The sequence below is a fragment of the Spirillospora sp. CA-294931 genome (assembly GCF_050946795.1).
GTDB lineage: Bacteria > Actinomycetota > Actinomycetes > Streptosporangiales > Streptosporangiaceae > Spirillospora.
The window spans coordinates 2,495,935-2,512,901 of record NZ_CP192006.1 but is presented as its reverse complement, the minus strand read 5'-3'; the positions used below and the strand labels follow the sequence as shown (position 1 = coordinate 2,512,901).

Below are 16,967 nucleotides of genomic sequence, written 5' to 3'. Positions count from 1 at the left end.
GGTTCGGAAGACATACGGCGAACCTAGACGCGACCCCCCGGGAGGGGTCCCGAGCGTGCCCCAGGGCCCGCCGCACGGCGTGATCCGGCGCGGGGCGTCCGCTGCCGCGGTTCGCGTTGAAGGGACTGCGGGAGAGGGCTGTAGGAGAGGGCCAAGGGAGAAGGCCGCGCGAGTAAGGCTGCGGGTCTGTCCGGAGCGGCCCCCAGGAACGCCCGGGGGCTCGCGCGGAACTGAGTCGGGCTGGCCGGATTCGAACCGGCGACCCCCGCCACCCAAAGGCGGTGCGCTAGCCAAGCTGCGCTACAGCCCGTAACCCGCGACAGTCTAGCCCGAATACGCACCGGCATGGCCGGGCTCCACACCCGCCGATCAATCGCGGGTCCGGCTATCGACCGGTCAAGGCGTCGAGGAGATGCCGGACGGCCTTGATGTCGCCGGTGACCGTGAGATCGCCGGAGTCGAGGGCCGCGGCGGCGGCCCGGCGATCGCCCAGCAGTGAGCCGATAGTGAGCGGATCGGTTTCGAGGACGGCGTCCGGCGAGCCCTCGCCCTGGCTCCTGGTCACCTCGGTCAGGTGGCCGTCGACGACATCCACGACAAAGCGGTCGCGTCCCAGGCGGATCTCGTAGACGGCCGTCCACGCGGGCAGGACGCCCGCGTCGAAGAAGCCCCGGAGGCCGAGCATGGCCGAGTCGGCACCGAGGCCGCCCTCGGGCTCGATGGGGGAACGCAGCCCCCAGACCCCGAGCGCGCTGAGGATCGGGTCGAGCTCCCTCCCCCACTCGGTCAGTTCGTAGACCTGGGACGCCGCGGGCGGCGGCAGGGCGCGACGGCGCAGAACGCCGGTGGCCTCCAGTTCGTGCAGCCGCTGGGTGAGCCGGTTGGAGCCGACCCCGGGGAGACCGGCCTGGAGGTCGGTGAACCGTTTCGGCCCGAAGACCAGGTCTCGAACGATCAGCAGCGCCCAGCGTTCGCCGACCACGTTGAGTGCTTGGGCGATCCCGCATCTGTCCTCGTACCGGCGCTTGCTCGTCACAGCGACCATCGTAGGCCGCACTTCTCATTTCGCAACCTCTACTTCTATTTTCGAAGTAGCTTGTGCGATGATCGCAGCAACTTCGACGAGAGGGAAACCCTATGAACTCCAGAAGCGACAAGGCGGCGCTGGTGACGGGGGCGTCGCGCGGGATCGGACGCGCCGTCGCCCGGCGGTTGGCCGCCGACGGCACGCTGGTCGCCGTGCACTACGGCAGCGATCACGCCGCCGCGAAGGAGACGCTGGCGGAGATCGAGCGGACCGGTGGACGCGCCTTCACCGTCCAGGCCCGGCTCGGCGTCGAGGGCGACGTCGACACGTTGTTCGCGGGCCTGGAGCGCGGCCTGGACGGACGCCCGCTCGACATCCTGGTCAACAACGCGGGCGTCCTCGACCTCACCCCGTTCGGCGAGGTGACAGCGGAGGCCTTCGATCACAGCTTCGCGGTGAACGTCCGAGCGCCGTTCCTCATCGCCCAACGGGCCCTGGCGCTGATCCCCGACGGGGGGCGGATCATCAACATCTCCTCCGCCGTCACCCGGGTGGCGTCGCCTTTCCCGCACTACGCCATGGGCAAGGGCGCCCTGGACGTCATGAGCCTCACCCTGGCCCAGCTGGTAGGTCCGCGGGGGATCACCGTCAACAGCGTCAGCCCTGGCGTCACCGACACCGACATGGGTTCCTGGGTGCACGCCGCCGAGGAGCTCCAAGAAAGCGTCGTCTCCGCGGTCGCCCTGGGGCGCCTGGGCGAACCGGACGACATCGCCGACGCCGTCGCCTTCCTCGCCTCCCCCGCCGGACGATGGATCACCGGCGTCACCCTCGACGCCAGCGGCGGAACCTGGCTCGGCCCCTCGATGAACTGAACCGATCAGAAGGCCCCCGTCGCCAGCATCAAAGCCGCCCGCCCAGCGCTACTCGCGCTGGACGGGCGGCGAAACGGGGGGGCCGGACTGGCCAACCGGCTCCCGGACCGACGGCTGGAAGCACGGACGGACGGCGGGTCCGACACGAAACGAAGGGCCGGACGGGCGCGGGCGACGGTCCGTACGGACGCGGACACACGACCGCACGGCCGGACCGCACGGCCGAACCACGCGGCCGAACCACGTGACCGCACCGCACGGCCGAACGACCGCACGGACCGGACCGCACGGACCGGACCGCACGGCCGCACCTCGCGCCACAACCACGCGGCCGAACCACGCGGTCGAACCGTGCGGCCGAACCGTGCGGCCGAACCGTGCGGCCGGACCGTGCGGCCGGACCGTGCGGCCGGACCGTGCGGCGGGGCGGGTGGGGAGCGGGCGGGGGGACGGGGTCAGTCCGGCAGCACCCGGTGGGTGCCGAGCACGGTGGCCTCGGTGACGTCGGGAGGGGCGGCCAGGCGGTCACCGATCTCTCGCTGGAACTCCTTGAAGGCCGCCAGGCCGGTCAGGGCGTCGTCGTCCCGTCCGGCGAGGACGATGTGCGTGAAGCCGATGCCGTCCGCGTGGCGGAGGACCGTGTAGCGCACCCCGTCCGGGTCTCGTTCGGCGAGTTCGGCGAACACGCCCTCGATCAGGCGCTGGTTGGTCGCGGCCTCCTCGGGGCCCCGGGTCCGGTAGGTGATCACAGTGGCTTTCATGCGGTTCCTCCGGCGGTGGTGACGGATTCGGGGACGGCGGCGTCGTCGGTGACGTCCGCGGGTCGGTGTCGGGTCAGCAGGAACAGCGCCACGATCAGGCCCAGCGCGGCGAAGACGGCGACGGTCGCGAACGCGGCGCTCAGCCCGTCGTTGAGGGCGGCAGTCGCCCCGGCGGGCTCCCCCGATTCGGCGACCGTGACGCCTCCGGCCGCGATCGCCACGGAGGTGACCGTCGCGATGCCGAGCGCGCTGCCGATGTTGAACAGGGTGTCGACCAGACCGGCCGCCAGCCCGGACTCCTCTTCGGGGACGCCGGAGAGCGCGGCGATCTGCGCGGCGACGAACGAGGCGCCCAGGCCCGGGCCGAAGACCAGCAGGCCCGCCAGCATGTCGGCGGCGAACGAGCCGTTCGCCGAGACCGGGACCAGCAGCAGGCCCCCCGCTCCGATGAGCAGCATGCCGCCGACGGCGATCGGCCGGACGCCCAGCCGGGTGACCAGCGCCTGCCCGGCGAAGGCGCCGACGATCGACATCGCGGTCATGACCGCGCTCATGAGGCCGAACTGCAGCGCCGAGTAGTGGAGCACCCGCTGCGCGTAGAGGGTGAGCGGGAACAGCATGCCGTCCACGGCCAGGCCCACCGTCAGCATCAGCAGGTTGCCGCCCACCAGGGTGCGGTTGCGGAAGATCCGCAGCGGCACCAGGGGCGCGGCGGACCGGTGCTCGACGAAGACGAACAGCGCCAGGACGACGATCGCGGCGGTGAACAGGCCGATGGTTCTGCCGCTCCCCCAGCCGGACTCCGGCGCCTGGATGACCGCGTAGGCGATCAGCAGCGGACCCGCGGTGATCGTGACGGCGCCGGCCAGGTCGAACCCGCGGCTCGCCGTCCGGTCCCGGCTCTCGGGCAGCAGCACCGGGCAGAGCGCGAGGATGACCAGGCCGACCGGGACGTTCAGATAGAAGATCCACTCCCAGCCCAGCGCGTCGGTGATCAGCCCGCCGAGCAGCAGCCCGGCGGTGGCCCCGACCCCGCCGAGGCCGCCCCAGACGCCGAGCGCCCTGTTGCGCTCGGCGCTGTCGGTGAACATGGCGACGACGATGGACAGCGCGGTCGGCGCCATGATCGCCGCCGACAGGCCCTGGACGGCCCGGGCCGCGACGAGCACCTCCGCCGACCATGCGGCGCCGCACATGATCGACGACGCGACGAACAGCGCCAGCCCGGTCATGAAGACGCGCCGCCTGCCGAACAGGTCGGCCATGCGGCCGAAGAACAGCATCAGCCCGGCGAAGGTCAGCGCGTAGGCGGTCAGCACCCACTGCACGCCCGCCATCGTGAAGCCGAGCTTCTCCTGCATGGTCGGGATCGCCGTCAGGACGATCGTCGCGTCCAGGATGACCATGAAGAACGCGGTTCCCAGCAGGGCCAGGGCCTTCCATCGCCGGGGATCCGGCCCGGCCATCTCGTCGATCGCTTTGGGTTGCATGGTTAGAAATTACAACCAGCACTCTCAAAATAGCAACCACTTGGGTGTCATAGGGGATCTCGCCTGGTAAGTTGGGGGCTCATGGCAGGGAAGCGCTCTTACCTGGACGGATGCGCGGTGGCGCACGGGCTCGACCTGGTCGGAGACCGCTGGGCGCTGCTCGTCGTCCGCGAGCTGCTGCTCGGCCCCAAGCGGTTCACCGACCTGCGCAACGGCCTGCCGGGGGCGGCGCCGAACGTCATCGCCCAGCGGCTGCGCGAGCTCGAGACCGCCGGGGTGGTGAGCAGGCGCACCCTCGGGCCGCCCGCCGTCTCCAAGGTCTACGAGCTCACCGAATGGGGCCTGGAGCTGGAACCGGTCGTCATCGCGCTCGGCCGCTGGGGCGGCCGCTCGCCCGCGATGCGGCACGACGCCCCACTCAGCGTCGACGCGCTCGTCCTGGCCCTACGGGCCCTGTTCAACCCCACGGCCGCCCGGGGCCTCACCGGACGCGTCGCCCTGCGGTTCGGCCTCGACGCGTTCGCCGCCTCGGTGTCGGACGGCCGGTTCCACGTCGAACGCGCGGACGCGGCCGAGACCGACGCGACCGTCACCGCCGACGCGGACACCGTCAACGCGCTCCTCTGGGGCGATCTCGACCTCGACGAGGCGATCGCGGCGGGAACGCTGCGCGTGGAGGGCGACATCGCCCTGGTCCGCCGCTTCCTGACCCTGTTCCCCGTCCCCACGCCCGCGGGCTGAGACGATCAGCGGACCCCGACCGCCCGAAGCGCCCGCACCTGCGCCTGCGACGGCCTGGCCGGGAAGTACAGGTAGCAGACGCCGCCGGTGCCCGACAGGATCTTGCCCTCGGCGTTCTTGCGCTTGGTGCGGAGCCAGATGTTCTCCCACTGGCGCCGGTCGTAGACGCGCCGCACGGCCTCGTTGGACGGAGAAGCGGGGTCGTTGGCGATGACGTCCCCGGACTTGGTGAACCCGATGAGCGTCATCAGGTGGCCGGCCGTCCCGTACCCGGCGCCGGTCAGCTCCGATTCCATGAACGACTGCGAGGTGATCAGCGGGATGCCCGCGCGGATCAGCAGCTCGGCGTCCCCCATCGACCCCAGGCGCGTCACCACGCCCTGCATGTCGCGGTAGGTCGAGGCGTAGGCGACGTTGAACGGCCAGTTGCCGCAGCCCTCGTACTGGTAGTCGTAGGTGTACCGCGCGGCGTGGCAGACCTGCGGGTCGGCGAAGTCGGGGTTCACCCACGCCAGGTCCTTGGCCGTCGGCTTCCGCCCCCAGTACTCGATGATCATCTGGGACGACGTGGGGCTGCACCACGCCTCTCCCCCGTTGTCGTACTCGGGGTACTGCCCCTTGTGGATCGACTGCGAGTAGCGCGGGACGATCAGCTCCCGTCCGGTCGCGACGCCCGGACGCGAGGCGGGCACGTCGAACCGGTCCGGCACATCGGACCCCATGGCCCCCAGCCGCCACACGATCGGCCCGGCCTTGCCCCCCGGCTTGCGGTACAGCGTCAGCCTCAGCTGGTACGACACCAGCCGCAGACCGCTCGCCGCGTCGTCGATCGCGAACGTGTCGGTCCAGACGCTGCTCTTGCCGTCGCTCTGGTCGTCGACCGACGTCCGGCGGATGTCCTGGTCGCCCGAGGCCCAGCGGCCCATGACGTACCAGGGCGTCCGCGTGCCGTCGCTGTAGACGCCCTGCAACTCCACCGCGATCCACGTCCCGGCGGGCGTCCGCGCGCTCCACGACGGGACGACCTCGGTCGCCGGAACCGACAGCCGGTGCACGGGCGACACCCACGTCGCGTACTCCCACTGCGACGTCTTCCCCGTATGCGGATCCCTGTACTCGGTCACCCCGGCGGGCCGCCCGATGACGACCCCGGGCCGCGCGCCGCCCTCGACCCGCGTCCCGCGCCCCGTCCCCCGGCTCCAGTCACCCCGGCTCGTCCAGCCGCGGTAGTCGATCGGCCCCCCGGCCGCCGAGGCTGGCGCCGAAGGAATCGCGGCACCGGCCGCCGCGACGAGCGCAGCGGTGAGCACGGTGCGCCGGGATGCGGAACTGCTCATGGCGGGGATCCCTCGCTAACAACGACAACGACGTCGACACCCGTGATTGTCCCCGTCAACCCCCCACCCCCGCCAGACCCCAATCACGCCGAGACGACAACGTCCTGGACCCGTTAGGGGTGGTCGGCTTCCAGCCAGTAGGTGTGGCGGGTGAAGGGGGACGGGGGGAGGTCGTGTTGCCAGGGGGACGATTCGGGGGGTTGTTCGAGGATGGCGTGGGCGATGGTGCCGTTGACGCCGAAGGAGGAGACGGCGGCTCGGCGGGGACGGTCGGTCTCGGGCCAGGGGGTGGGGGTGGTGAGGAGGCGGACGGCGCCCTCGGACCAGTCGACGTGGGGGGTGGGGGCGTCGACGTGGAGGGTTCGGGGGAGGGTGCCGTGGCGCATGGCCATGATCATTTTGATCATGCCGCCGACGCCGCCCGCGGCCTGGGTGTGGCCGAGGTTGGACTTGAGGGAGCCGAGCCAGAGGGGGCGTTCGCGGTCCTGGCCGTAGGTGGACAGGAGAGCCTGGGCCTCGATCGGGTCGCCGAGGGGGGTGCCGGTGCCGTGGCCCTCGACGGCGTCGACCTCGTGCGGTTCCAGGCCCGCGTCGGCGAGGGCGCGGCGGATCAGGCGCTCCTGGGACGTGCTGCTCGGCGCGGTGAAGCCGTTGCTGGCGCCGCTCTGGTCGACCGCGCTGCCGCGCAGGACGGCCAGGATCGGGTGGCCGTTGCGTTCGGCGTCCGAGAGGCGCTCCAGGAGGAGGAGCCCGGCGCCCTCGCCGATGCCGGTGCCGTCGGCCGCGGCGGCGAAGGACTTGCAGCGGCTGTCGGGGGCCAGACCCGCGCCCTCGCGGGTGACCTCCTCCCACAGTTCCGGGGTCGACATGACCGAGACGCCTCCGGCGAGGGCGAGGGTGCACTCGCCGTTGCGCAACGCGGAGGCGGCCAGGTGGACGCCGACGACCGAGGAGGCGCAGGCCGCGTCGATCGTCATGGCCGGGCCTTCGAGGCCGAAGGTGTAGGAGACCCGGCCGGACGCGATGCTCCCGGCGCTGCCGAAGTAGGCGTAGCCGTCGATGCCCTTGGGCGGCGGGCGCAGCCGGTAGCCGTAGTCGTGGAAGATGACGCCGGTGTAGACGCCGGTGCGGCTGCCGCGGGCCGAGCGGGGGTCGATCCCCGCCCGGACGAACGACTCCCAGGCCAGTTCGAGGAGCAGCCGCTGCTGGGGGTCGGTGGCCAGGGCCTCCTTCTCGGTCATGCCGAAGAAGGCCGGGTCGAAGTCGGCCGCGTCGTGCAGGAAGGCTCCCCCTTCGACGTCCAGGGCGGAGGTGTCCCAGCCCCGGTTCGTCGGGAAGCCGGTGATGGCGTCGCCGTCGTTGCCGACGAACTCCCAGAGGTCCTCGGCCGAGGTGAGGCGGCCGGGGAAGCGGCACGCCATGGCGACGACCGCGATGGGCTCGGACGCCAGGCGCCGGTTCTCGCGGCGGAGCCGTTCGTTCTCCTTCATCGCCGAGCGCAGCGCCTCGACGAGCCGGTCCTGCTCGACGCTCATCGCCGTCCCTCTTCCAGAGCGAGGTTCACCAGGGTCTCCACATCCATGAGGTCGTAGTCGGTCGGTTCGGCGGGCGGGAACAGCCGGTCGCGCACATGACCGGCGATCGCCTCGGGGGTCGGGAAGTCGAACACGAGGGTGGCGCGCAGGCGCACGCCGGTCGCGTCGGCCAGCCGGTTGCGCAGCTGGACCGAGGCGAGGGAGTCGACGCCCAGTTCCTTGAAAGGACGCCCCGGGGGGATGTCGCTCGCCGAGCCGTGGCCCAGCGCGGCGGCGGCGATGCCGCACACCGTGTCGAGCAGGGCCTGGTCGCGCTCGTCTTCCGGCAGGGCCGCGAGCCGTTCCTTGAGCGTGGGGCCGCCGGTGGGGGCGGTCTCGTCGACGACGCGGCGCACCGGGGTGCGGACGAGGCCGCGCAGCAGCGGGATCAGGGCGCCGGACGCCGCCTTCCCCCGCAGCGTGGCCAGGTCGAGCCGCATGGGGAGCAGGACCGGGTCGGGTGCCGCGAGCGCGGCGTCGAACAGCGCCAGCCCCTCCTCGGAGGAGAGCGGCTTGATGCCGTCGCGCGCCAGGCGCTGTTCGAGTTCGGCCTGGTCGAGGTGCTCCACCAGGCCGCTGGTCTGCGCCCAGTACCCCCAGCCGAGCGCCACGGCGGGCAGGCCGCGTGCCCTGCGGTGCCGGGCCAGGGCGTTGAGGAAGGTGTTGGCCGCCGCGTAGTTGCCCTGTCCCGGGCCGCCGAAGAGGGCCGCCGAGGACGAGAACAGGATCAGGCGGGCGTCGGGCAGCAGCCGGTGCAGGTTGAGCGCCGCGTCCACCTTGGCGCGCAGCACCCGGTCGAGCCTCTCGGGTGTCAGCGATCCGATCACCCCGTCGTCGAGCACTCCGGCGGCGTGCACGACGGTGGTGACCCGGTGCCCTTCGAGCACGGACGCCAGGGCGTCCTCGTCGGCGACGTCGCAGGCGGCGACGGTGACGTTCGCGTCGAGGGCCGGGGCGTCGCCGCTGCGGCTCACCAGCAGCAGGTTCCGGACGCCGTGCTCGGCGACCAGATGGCGGGCGACCAGGCCGCCCAGGGTGCCGCTGGCACCGGTGATCAGGACCGTGCCGTCCGGGTCCCAGACGTGGGCGTCGGGTGCCGGGCGCGCTCGGGTGAGGCGCTGGCCGAGGATCGTCCCCTTGCGCACGGCGAGGCGGGGTTCGGTGCCGACGACGGACGGCAGGGCTCGTAGAGACGCCTCGTCGTCGTCCAGGTCGACCAGGACGAACCGGCCGGGGTTCTCCGACTGCGCCGACCTGACCAGGCCCCAGACCGGCGCCGTCACCAGGTCGGGCGTGTCGGTCGCGACCGCGCCCCGGGTGACGACGACCAGGGTGGCGTCCGCGTACCGGTCGTCGGCGAGCCAGTCCTGGACGAACGTCAGGACGCGGTTCAGCTCGCCGCGCACGGCGGCGCCGGTGTCGGTGCCGGTGGACGCGCAGCTCACCGCCACGACGGCCGGTACGGGCACGTCGGCGAGGCGGTCGAAGGCGTCCGCGCCGAGCGTGGCGGCCAGGTCGAAGGGGTCGTTCCCGACGATGGCCCAGCGGGCGCTCGGCGTGGCCGGGGCCAGCTCCGTCCAGTCGGGGGCGAACATCGAGTCCGGCGGGAGCCGCCGGGGACCGGCCGGTTCGGACGACCTCATCGTGACCGACGCGATCGACGCGACCGGCTCGCCCGCCTGGTCGGCCATCAGGATCGCCTCGCCGGACCGCTCGACGCGCAGGGCGGTGGCGCCGGTCGCGTAGAGGGTGACGCCCTTCAGGCTTTCCACGCGGCCCTCGGGGAGCGCCGCGTCCAGGAGCGCGGGGTGCAGCAGGAAGCGCCGGGCCTCGCCACGCCGGTCGTCGTCCAGCGCGACCTCGGCGCCGTCCTTCAGGACGAAGCCGGGAGGCGGAGCGGCGGACGCCAGGCGCGCGGTCGCGTGCAGGGTCCAGGGCGACTCGTCGTCGGCGCGGGAGTGGACGGTGACGGTGCGGCGCCCCCGGTCGCCGGGCTCGCCCACGCGCACCTGGAGGCGCAGGCCGCCGGAGTCCGGCAGGACGGGCGAGGACTCGATCGTCAGCTCGTCGAGCGTGCCGCAACCGGCCTCGTCACCCGCCCGGATCACCATCTCCAGCAGCGCCGCGTCCCAGAGGCGGCCGTCCAGCCAGGGGTGGGTGGACGCCGAGACCCGTCCGGTGAACAGGTGGCCCTCGCCGGTGCTCGCCAGGGCCAGCCCGGCGCTCAGCAGCGGATGGTCGAGGGACGTCTGCCCGGCGGACGACGGGTCGCCGACCGCCCGGACGTCGTCGGGCCAGTACCGGCGGCGCTGGAACGGGTAGGTCGGCAGGTCCGTCCGGCGGGCGCCGTCCAGGAACGCGGCCCAGTCCACCGGGACGCCCCGCACATAGACCTCGGCCATCGAGGTGAGCAGCCGGTCGAGCCCGCCCGCGCCGCGGCGCAGCGAGCCGCCCACCACGGCGGCGGCGCCGGTCTCGTCCAGGGTCTCCTGGATTCCCACGCCCACCACCGGGTGCGGGCTCATCTCCACGAACACCGAGTGGCCCGCGTCGACGAGCGCGCGGGTGGCGGGGTCGAGGCGCACCGGCTCGCGGGTGTTGGAGTACCAGTAGGCCGGGTCCGGGGCACCGTCCAGGAGCGTCCCGGTGACGGTCGAGTAGAAGGGGATCTCGGGCCGTGCCGGGACGATCGGCGCCACGATCTCCCGCAGCTCGGCACGGATGCCGTCGACCTGGGAGCAGTGGGTGGCCACGGAGTTGGCCACCCGCCGGACGCGGACCCCCTCCTCGGTCAGCTCGGCGGTCAGCTCGTCCAGCGCGTCGATCTCCCCGGCGATCGTGACCAGGCGGGGACCGTTGATCCCGCCGACGGCCAGCCGGTCTCCCCAGCGGGCGATGCGGGCGGTGGCCTCCGGCTCGGACAGGGCCACCGAGGCCAGCTCGCCCCGGCCGAGCAGCCGTTCGGCCAGCAGCGTGCTGCGCAGGCCGATGAGGCGGGCGCCGTCGTCGAGCGACAGGGCGCCCGCGACGACGGCCGCGGCGACCTCGCCCTGGCTGGTGCCGACGACGGCGGACGGCTCCACGCCGGACGCCCGCCAGACGGCCGCGATCGACACCATCATCGCCATCAGCGCGGGCTGGACCACGTCGAGGCGTTCCAGCGGCGGGGCGCCGGGCTCGCCGCGGATCACGTCGAGGAGCGACCAGTCGAGGTAGGGCTCGAACGCCTTGACGCAGTCGTCCATCCGCTCGGCGAAGACGGGGCTGGACTCCAGGAGTTCGCGCCCCATGCCCACCCACTGGGAGCCCTGGCCGGGGAACACGAACACCACCTGCGGGTCGGCCGAAGCGACGCCCGTGACCGCCTCCGGCGAGTCCGCGGCGAGCGCGGCCAGGCCGTCGAGGATCTCCGTGCGGCCGGTGCCGACGACGACGGCGCGGTGGTCGAACGCCGACCGGCTGGACGCGGCCGAGTAGGCCACGTCGGCGAGGTTGGCATCGGGGGCGTTCTCCAGGTGCCGCCGCAGCTCGCGGGCGTGGTCGCGCAGCGCGTCGCCCGTCCTGGCCGCCAGCGGCACCGCCACGGCGGGCGGAACCGGCGACGCCTCGCGGACGGCCTCGGCGGGCGGTTCCCGCAGGATCACATGGGCGTTGGTGCCGCTGATGCCGAAGGCCGAGACCCCGGCCCGGCGCGGACGTCCCGCGTGCGGCCAGGCGACCTCGTCGTTCAGCAGCCGCACCTGCCCGTCCCAGTCGACGAGCGGGGACGGCTCGGCGGCGTGCAGGGTCCTGGGCAGCAAGCCGTGCCGCATGGCCATGACCATCTTGATGACGCCGCCCACGCCCGCGGCGGCCTGGGTGTGCCCGATGTTGGACTTCAGCGAGCCCAGCCAGAGGGGCCGGTCGCGGTCCTTGCCGTAGGTGGCGACCAGCGCCTGCGCCTCGATCGGGTCGCCCAGCCTGGTGCCCGTCCCGTGCGCCTCGACGGCGTCCACGTCGGCGGGCGCGAGGCCCGCGTCGGCCAGGGCCTGGCGGATCACCTTCTGCTGCGCCGGGCCGTTCGGCGCGCTGAGCCCGTTGCTGGCGCCGTCCTGGTTGACGGCCGTCCCGTCGATGACCGCGAGGACGTGGTGACCGTTGCGCCGCGCGTCCGAGAGCCGCTCCACCACGAGCATGCCGATGCCCTCGGAGAGCCCGGTGCCCTCGGCGTCCGCGCCGAACGCGCGGCACCGGCCGTCGGTCGACAGCGCGCCCTGGCGGCTGAACTCCACGTACATGCCGGGGGACGACATCACCACCACGCCGCCCGCCAGCGCCAGCGAGCACTCGCCCTGCCGCAGCGCCCTGACCGCCATGTGCAGCGCGACCAGGGACGACGAGCAGGCCGTGTCGACGGTGACGGCCGGCCCCTCCAGGCCGAGGGTGTAGGCGACCCGGCCGGACATCACGCTGGCGGAGTTCCCGATGCCGACATAGCCCTCGGCCTCCTCCCCCGCGCTCGCGGCGAGCGGGCCGTAGTCCTGGACGTTCGTGCCGACGTAGACCCCGCCCCGGGTTCCGCGCAGCGTGCGCGGGTCGATCCCGGCGCGTTCGAGGGTCTCCCAGGACGTCTCCAGCAACAGCCGCTGCTGCGGGTCCATCGCGAGGGCCTCGCGCGGGTTGATGCCGAAGAACGCGGCGTCGAAGTCGGCGACGCCGTCGAGGAACCCGCCCTCGCGGACGTAGGAGGTCCCCTTGCCCCGCGGGTCCGGGTCGTACAGTGCGTCCAGGTCCCAGCCCCGGTCGGAGGGGAACGAGGCGACGGCGTCGTCCCCGGCCGCGACCAGGCGCCACAGCTCCTCCGGGGAGCTGACGCCGCCGGGGAAGCGGCAGCCCATCCCGACGATCGCGATCGGCTCGTCCTCGGTGGCCCGCGCCTCCGGCGCCTCGGCCCCGGGCGCGTCCGCGAAGAACTCCGAGCGCAGGTATCCGGCCAGGTCGTTGGGCGTCGGGTAGTCGAAGACGAGCGTCGCCGGGAGCCGCAACCCGCTGGCGCGCCGCAGCCGGTCGCGCAGGTCGACCGAGGTGAGCGAGTCGAACCCGAGGTCGCGGAACGGCTGCCCCGCCTGGACGTCGCCCGCCGAGGAGTGCCCGAGGACGGCGGCGGCCTCGGTCCTGACCAGGTCGAGCAGAGCCCGCTGCCGCTCGGTCTCCCCCAGCCCGGCCAGACGGCGGGCCAGCTCCGACTCCGTGGCGTCGCCCGCTGTGGCCTCCTGGAGTTCGCGGGCCTCGGCCAGCCCGTCGAACAGGGGCCGGGAGCGGGCGGAGGTGAAGACCGGCAGGAACCGGCGCCAGTCGATCTCGGCGACGATCGCGTTGCCGACGCCGCGCTCGACGGTGTCGCGCATCGCCTCCAGCGCCCGGGCGGGGGCCAGGGAGCCGAGACCTCGGGCGGCCTGCCTGTCGTCGGTGGAGAACCCCCACAGCCCCCAGGCGATCGAGGTCGCGGGAAGACCGCGCGCCCGCCGGTCCTCGGCGAGGGCGTCGATGTGGGCGTTGGCCGCCGCGTAGGCGGCGTGGTCGCCGCCGCCCCACACCCCGGCCACCGAGGAGAACAGGACGAAGGCGTCCAGGTCGGCGTCCGCGAAGATCTCGTCCAGCTCGTCGGCGAGCCGCGCCTTGACCGCGACGGCCTCGGCGAGCGCCTCGGGCGTGGTCGCCTCCAGCGGGACCAGGTCGAGATGGGACGCCGCGTGCACCACGGCGCGGATCGGGTGCCGTCCGGCCGCCTCGGCGATCTCGGTCAGGCCGATGCGGGTCAGCTCGGCGCCGTCCGGGAGGTCGGGGGCCTCGGAGTGCGGACCCGCCAGGACGACATGGCGCCACCCCTGCTCGGCGAGCCATCCGGCGATGAAGGGGCCGAGCGGGCCCTCGCCCGCCGTGACCAGGACGCTGCCCTCGGGCTTCCACGTCCGGACGGGCTCGGGGAGGGAGGCGCGGACCAGCCGCCGCGCGTGGACGCCCGAGGAGCGGATCGCGACCTGGTCCTCGGACCCGTCGTTCAGCACCGCGCACAGCCGGGCGGCCGCCCGCGCGTCGAGCCGGTCCGGGAGGTCGATCAGACCGCCCCAGCGGGACGGATGCTCCAGCCCGGCCACGAACCCCAGACCCCACACCTGTGCCCGCTCGGCGGAGCGGACCCGGTCGGAACCGCCGACCGACACCGCGCCGCGCGTCGCGCACCACAGCGGCGCCTGGATTCCGGCGTCGCCGAGCGCCTGGATCAGCGCGAGCGTGCCGGGCGCGTCCAGCAGCGAGAGGACCCCGTCAATCCCGTTGGACGTGTCCAGCCGTCCGGCGATCGCCGCGCGGCCGGTGTCCTGGAGCGGGACGGGGACGGCGTCGGCCCCGCACGAGGCGAGCGCGCCGACGATCTCCTCCGCCTCGGCGGCGAGACCGGCCGTGTGCGGGACCAGCCACCGGCCCGGCAGCGCGGGCGCCCCGGCCGGGTCGTGCGGGTGCCAGACGACGGTGTAGCGCAGGCCGTCGTCGTCGCGGCGGCGTCCCTCAAGCCAGTAGTGCCGCCGCTGGAACGGGTACGTCGGCAGGTCGACGTGGCGCCCGCCCGCCACGGCGGGCTCCCAGTCGACCGGGACGCCGCGCACCCAGGCCTCGGCAACGCCGGTCAGGAAGCGCCGCGGCCCGCCCTCGCCGCGCCGCAGCGAGCCGACGACGGTGGCGTCCTCGGCGATGTCCTGGATTCCCATGGTCAGGACGGGGTGCGGGCTCGCCTCGACGAAGACGCCGAACCCGTCGTCGGCCAGCGCGCGGGCCGCCCGTTCGAAGGAGACCGGCTCGCGCAGGTTCGTGTACCAGTACCCGGCGTCGAGGAGGGCGGTGTCGTGCCGCTTCCCGGTGAGGCTGGAGTAGAACGCGATGTCACCGGAGCGCGGGGCGATGCCGGCGAGCAGTTCGCGCAGCTCGGCCTCGATCGCCTCGACCTGCGGCGAGTGGGACGCGTAGTCGACCGGGACGACCTTCGCCTGCTCGTGGGCCGCGACGAACGCGGCGATCGCCTCGGGGTCGCCCGAGACCACCGTCGAACGCGGCCCGTTGTACGCCGCCACGCCGAGGCCGCCGAGCTCGATCTCGTCGGCCGGGAGCGGCACGGAGGCCATGCCGCCCTTGCCCGCGAGGCGCTCGGCGATGAGCCGGGCCCGGAGCGCGACGACCTTGGCGCCGTCGTCCAGGGACAGCCCGCCCGCGACGCACGCCGCCGCGATCTCCCCCTGCGAATGCCCGATGACCGCGTCGGGACGCACGCCATACGACTCCCACAGCTTCGCCAGCGACACCATCACCGCCCACAACGCGGGCTGCACGACATCGACCCGGGCGAGAGCCTCTTCGTCCTCAAGGGCCTCGAACAGATCCCACTCGACGACAGCCGACAGAGACGCCGCGCACTCCCGCATCGCCTCCGCGAACACCGGAGACGAATCCAGAAGCTCCACCGCCATCCCGGACCACTGCGCGCCCTGACCCGGGAACACCATCGCGATCCGGCCCGGCTCGTCCGACGCGGAGCCGGTCACGGTCTCCGCGCCCACGACGACGGCGCGGTGCTCGAGCGCGGCGCGGCCCTTGGCCAGAGTCCGGGCGACATCGACCGGATGCCACGGGCCGTCCTTGACCGCGGCCATCTGGGCTTCGAGGGCGGGCACCGTGCGGCCCGAGAACACCCACGGGACCACCGAGTCCGGCGGAACCGGAGCCTCCTCGGGCTCGGGCGGCGCCTCGACGATGACGTGGGCGTTCGTGCCCGACATCCCGAACGACGACACCCCGGCCCGGCGGCTCTCCCCCGTCCAGGCGACGGGCTCGGTCAGCAGGCGCACGTCGCCCGCCGACCAGTCGATCTCGGTGGACGGGGCGTCCACGTGCAGCGTCCGGGGAAGCTCCCGGTGCCGCAGCGCCATCACCATCTTGATCACTCCGGCGACCCCGGCGGCGGCCTGGGTGTGGCCGATGTTCGACTTCACCGAGCCCAGCCACAGCGGGCGGCCGTCGCCCCGGCCCTGGCCGTAGGTGGCGAGCAGGGCCTGCGCCTCGATCGGGTCGCCGAGCCGCGTGCCGGTGCCGTGCGCCTCGACCGCGTCCACGTCCGCCGTGGTGAGACCGGCGGCGGCCAGCGCCTGGCCGATCACCCGGCGCTGGGCGGGGCCGTTGGGCGCGGTCAGGCCGTTGCTGGCGCCGTCCTGGTTGATCGCCGAGCCGCGCAGCACGGCCAGCACGGGGTGGCCGTTGCGCGTGGCGTCCGAGAGCCGCTCCAGCACCAGGACTCCGGCGCCCTCGCCCCAGCCCGTCCCGTCGGCGGCGTCGGCGAACGCCTTCACCCGCCCGTCGGGCGCGAGCCCCCGCTGGCGCGAGAACTCCACGAACCCCTCCGGCGTCGCCATCACCGTGACGCCTCCGGCGAGCGCCAGCGTGCACTCCCCGCCGCGCAGGGCCTGGGAGGCCAGGTGCAGGGCGACGAGCGAGGACGAGCAGGCCGTGTCGATCGAGACCGCCGGGCCTTCGAGGCCGTAGGTGTAGGCCAGCCGCCCGGACGCGACGCTGGCGGTGTCGCCGGTGAGCAGGTAGCCCCGCACGTCCTCCGGGATGTCGTCGACCCGGGAGGTGTAGCCCTGGTAGATCAGGCCGACGAACACGCCCGTCCTGCTGCCGCGCAGCGAGTGCGGGTCGATGCCCGCCCGCTCGAACGCCTCCCACGAGGTCTCCAGCAGCAGCCGCTGCTGCGGATCCATCGCCACCGCCTCGCGCGGCGAGATCCCGAAGAACCCGGCGTCGAACCCGGCCGCGTCGTGCAGGAACCCGCCCTCGCGGACGTAGGTCTTGCCGGGCGTGCCCGGCTCCGGGTCGTAGAGGCGGTCCAGGTCCCAGCCTCGGTCGGCCGGGACGCCCGCCACCGCCTCGTCCCCGGCGGACACCAGGTCCCAGAGGTCCTCCGGCGAGGCGACCCCGCCGGGGAAACGGCAGCCCATTCCCACGATGGCGATCGGCTCGTGCTCCGCCGCCTCCAGCTCGTGGATGCGCCGCGTCGCCTGCTTGAGGTCGGCGGTGGCCTTCTTGAGATAGCGGCGCAGCTTGTCCTCGGTGGACATGCGGGAGTTTCCTCTCTCT

At 73.6% G+C, this 16,967-nt stretch carries 8 protein-coding genes and 1 tRNA gene; 2 read left to right on the top strand and 7 right to left on the bottom strand.

From position 1 onward, the window contains the following. Positions 1-235: 235 nt before the first annotated feature. Both ACQPY4_RS11495 and ACQPY4_RS11490 read right to left on the bottom strand, forming a co-directional pair. A tRNA-Pro gene (locus ACQPY4_RS11495) sits at positions 236-310 on the bottom strand. Between the two features lie 75 nt (positions 311-385). Beyond that, positions 386-1,036 carry a winged helix-turn-helix transcriptional regulator gene (locus tag ACQPY4_RS11490; RefSeq protein WP_433335357.1) on the bottom strand — a complete coding sequence of 217 codons (651 nt, stop codon included), beginning with the start codon at positions 1,034-1,036 and terminating at the stop codon, positions 386-388. Positions 1,037-1,137: 101 nt separating this feature from the next. Between ACQPY4_RS11490 and ACQPY4_RS11485 the strand changes: the two genes are divergently transcribed. Continuing rightward, positions 1,138-1,902, top strand: a complete 765-nt coding sequence (locus tag ACQPY4_RS11485) for an SDR family NAD(P)-dependent oxidoreductase (RefSeq protein WP_433335355.1) — start codon at positions 1,138-1,140, stop codon at positions 1,900-1,902. Positions 1,903-2,357: 455 nt separating this feature from the next. Here the strand turns inward: ACQPY4_RS11485 and ACQPY4_RS11480 are convergent, their stop codons facing one another. Then, a complete protein-coding gene (locus ACQPY4_RS11480) occupies positions 2,358-2,663 on the bottom strand; it encodes a hypothetical protein (RefSeq protein ID WP_433335353.1) in 306 nt (101 codons plus the stop codon). Next, positions 2,660-4,153, bottom strand: coding sequence for an MFS transporter (locus ACQPY4_RS11475; protein ID WP_433335351.1), 1,494 nt, complete (start codon positions 4,151-4,153; stop codon positions 2,660-2,662). The genes ACQPY4_RS11480 and ACQPY4_RS11475 overlap by 4 nt, the downstream gene beginning before the upstream one ends. A gap of 81 nt (positions 4,154-4,234) precedes the next feature. Between ACQPY4_RS11475 and ACQPY4_RS11470 the strand changes: the two genes are divergently transcribed. Then, positions 4,235-4,894 carry a winged helix-turn-helix transcriptional regulator gene (locus ACQPY4_RS11470; protein ID WP_433335349.1) on the top strand — a complete coding sequence of 220 codons (660 nt, stop codon included), beginning with the start codon at positions 4,235-4,237 and terminating at the stop codon, positions 4,892-4,894. Positions 4,895-4,899: 5 nt separating this feature from the next. On the opposite strand, the gene ACQPY4_RS11465 is transcribed toward ACQPY4_RS11470, so the two are convergent. From ACQPY4_RS11465 to ACQPY4_RS11455, 3 genes are all read right to left on the bottom strand, one after another. After that, positions 4,900-6,231 carry a peptidase C39 family protein gene (locus ACQPY4_RS11465; protein WP_433335347.1) on the bottom strand — a complete coding sequence of 444 codons (1,332 nt, stop codon included), beginning with the start codon at positions 6,229-6,231 and terminating at the stop codon, positions 4,900-4,902. A gap of 113 nt (positions 6,232-6,344) precedes the next feature. After that, positions 6,345-7,766, bottom strand: coding sequence for a beta-ketoacyl synthase N-terminal-like domain-containing protein (locus tag ACQPY4_RS11460; protein WP_433335345.1), 1,422 nt, complete (start codon positions 7,764-7,766; stop codon positions 6,345-6,347). Next, a complete protein-coding gene (locus tag ACQPY4_RS11455; RefSeq protein WP_433335343.1) occupies positions 7,763-16,948 on the bottom strand; it encodes a type I polyketide synthase in 9,186 nt (3,061 codons plus the stop codon). The genes ACQPY4_RS11460 and ACQPY4_RS11455 overlap by 4 nt, the downstream gene beginning before the upstream one ends. Positions 16,949-16,967 lie beyond the last annotated feature (19 nt).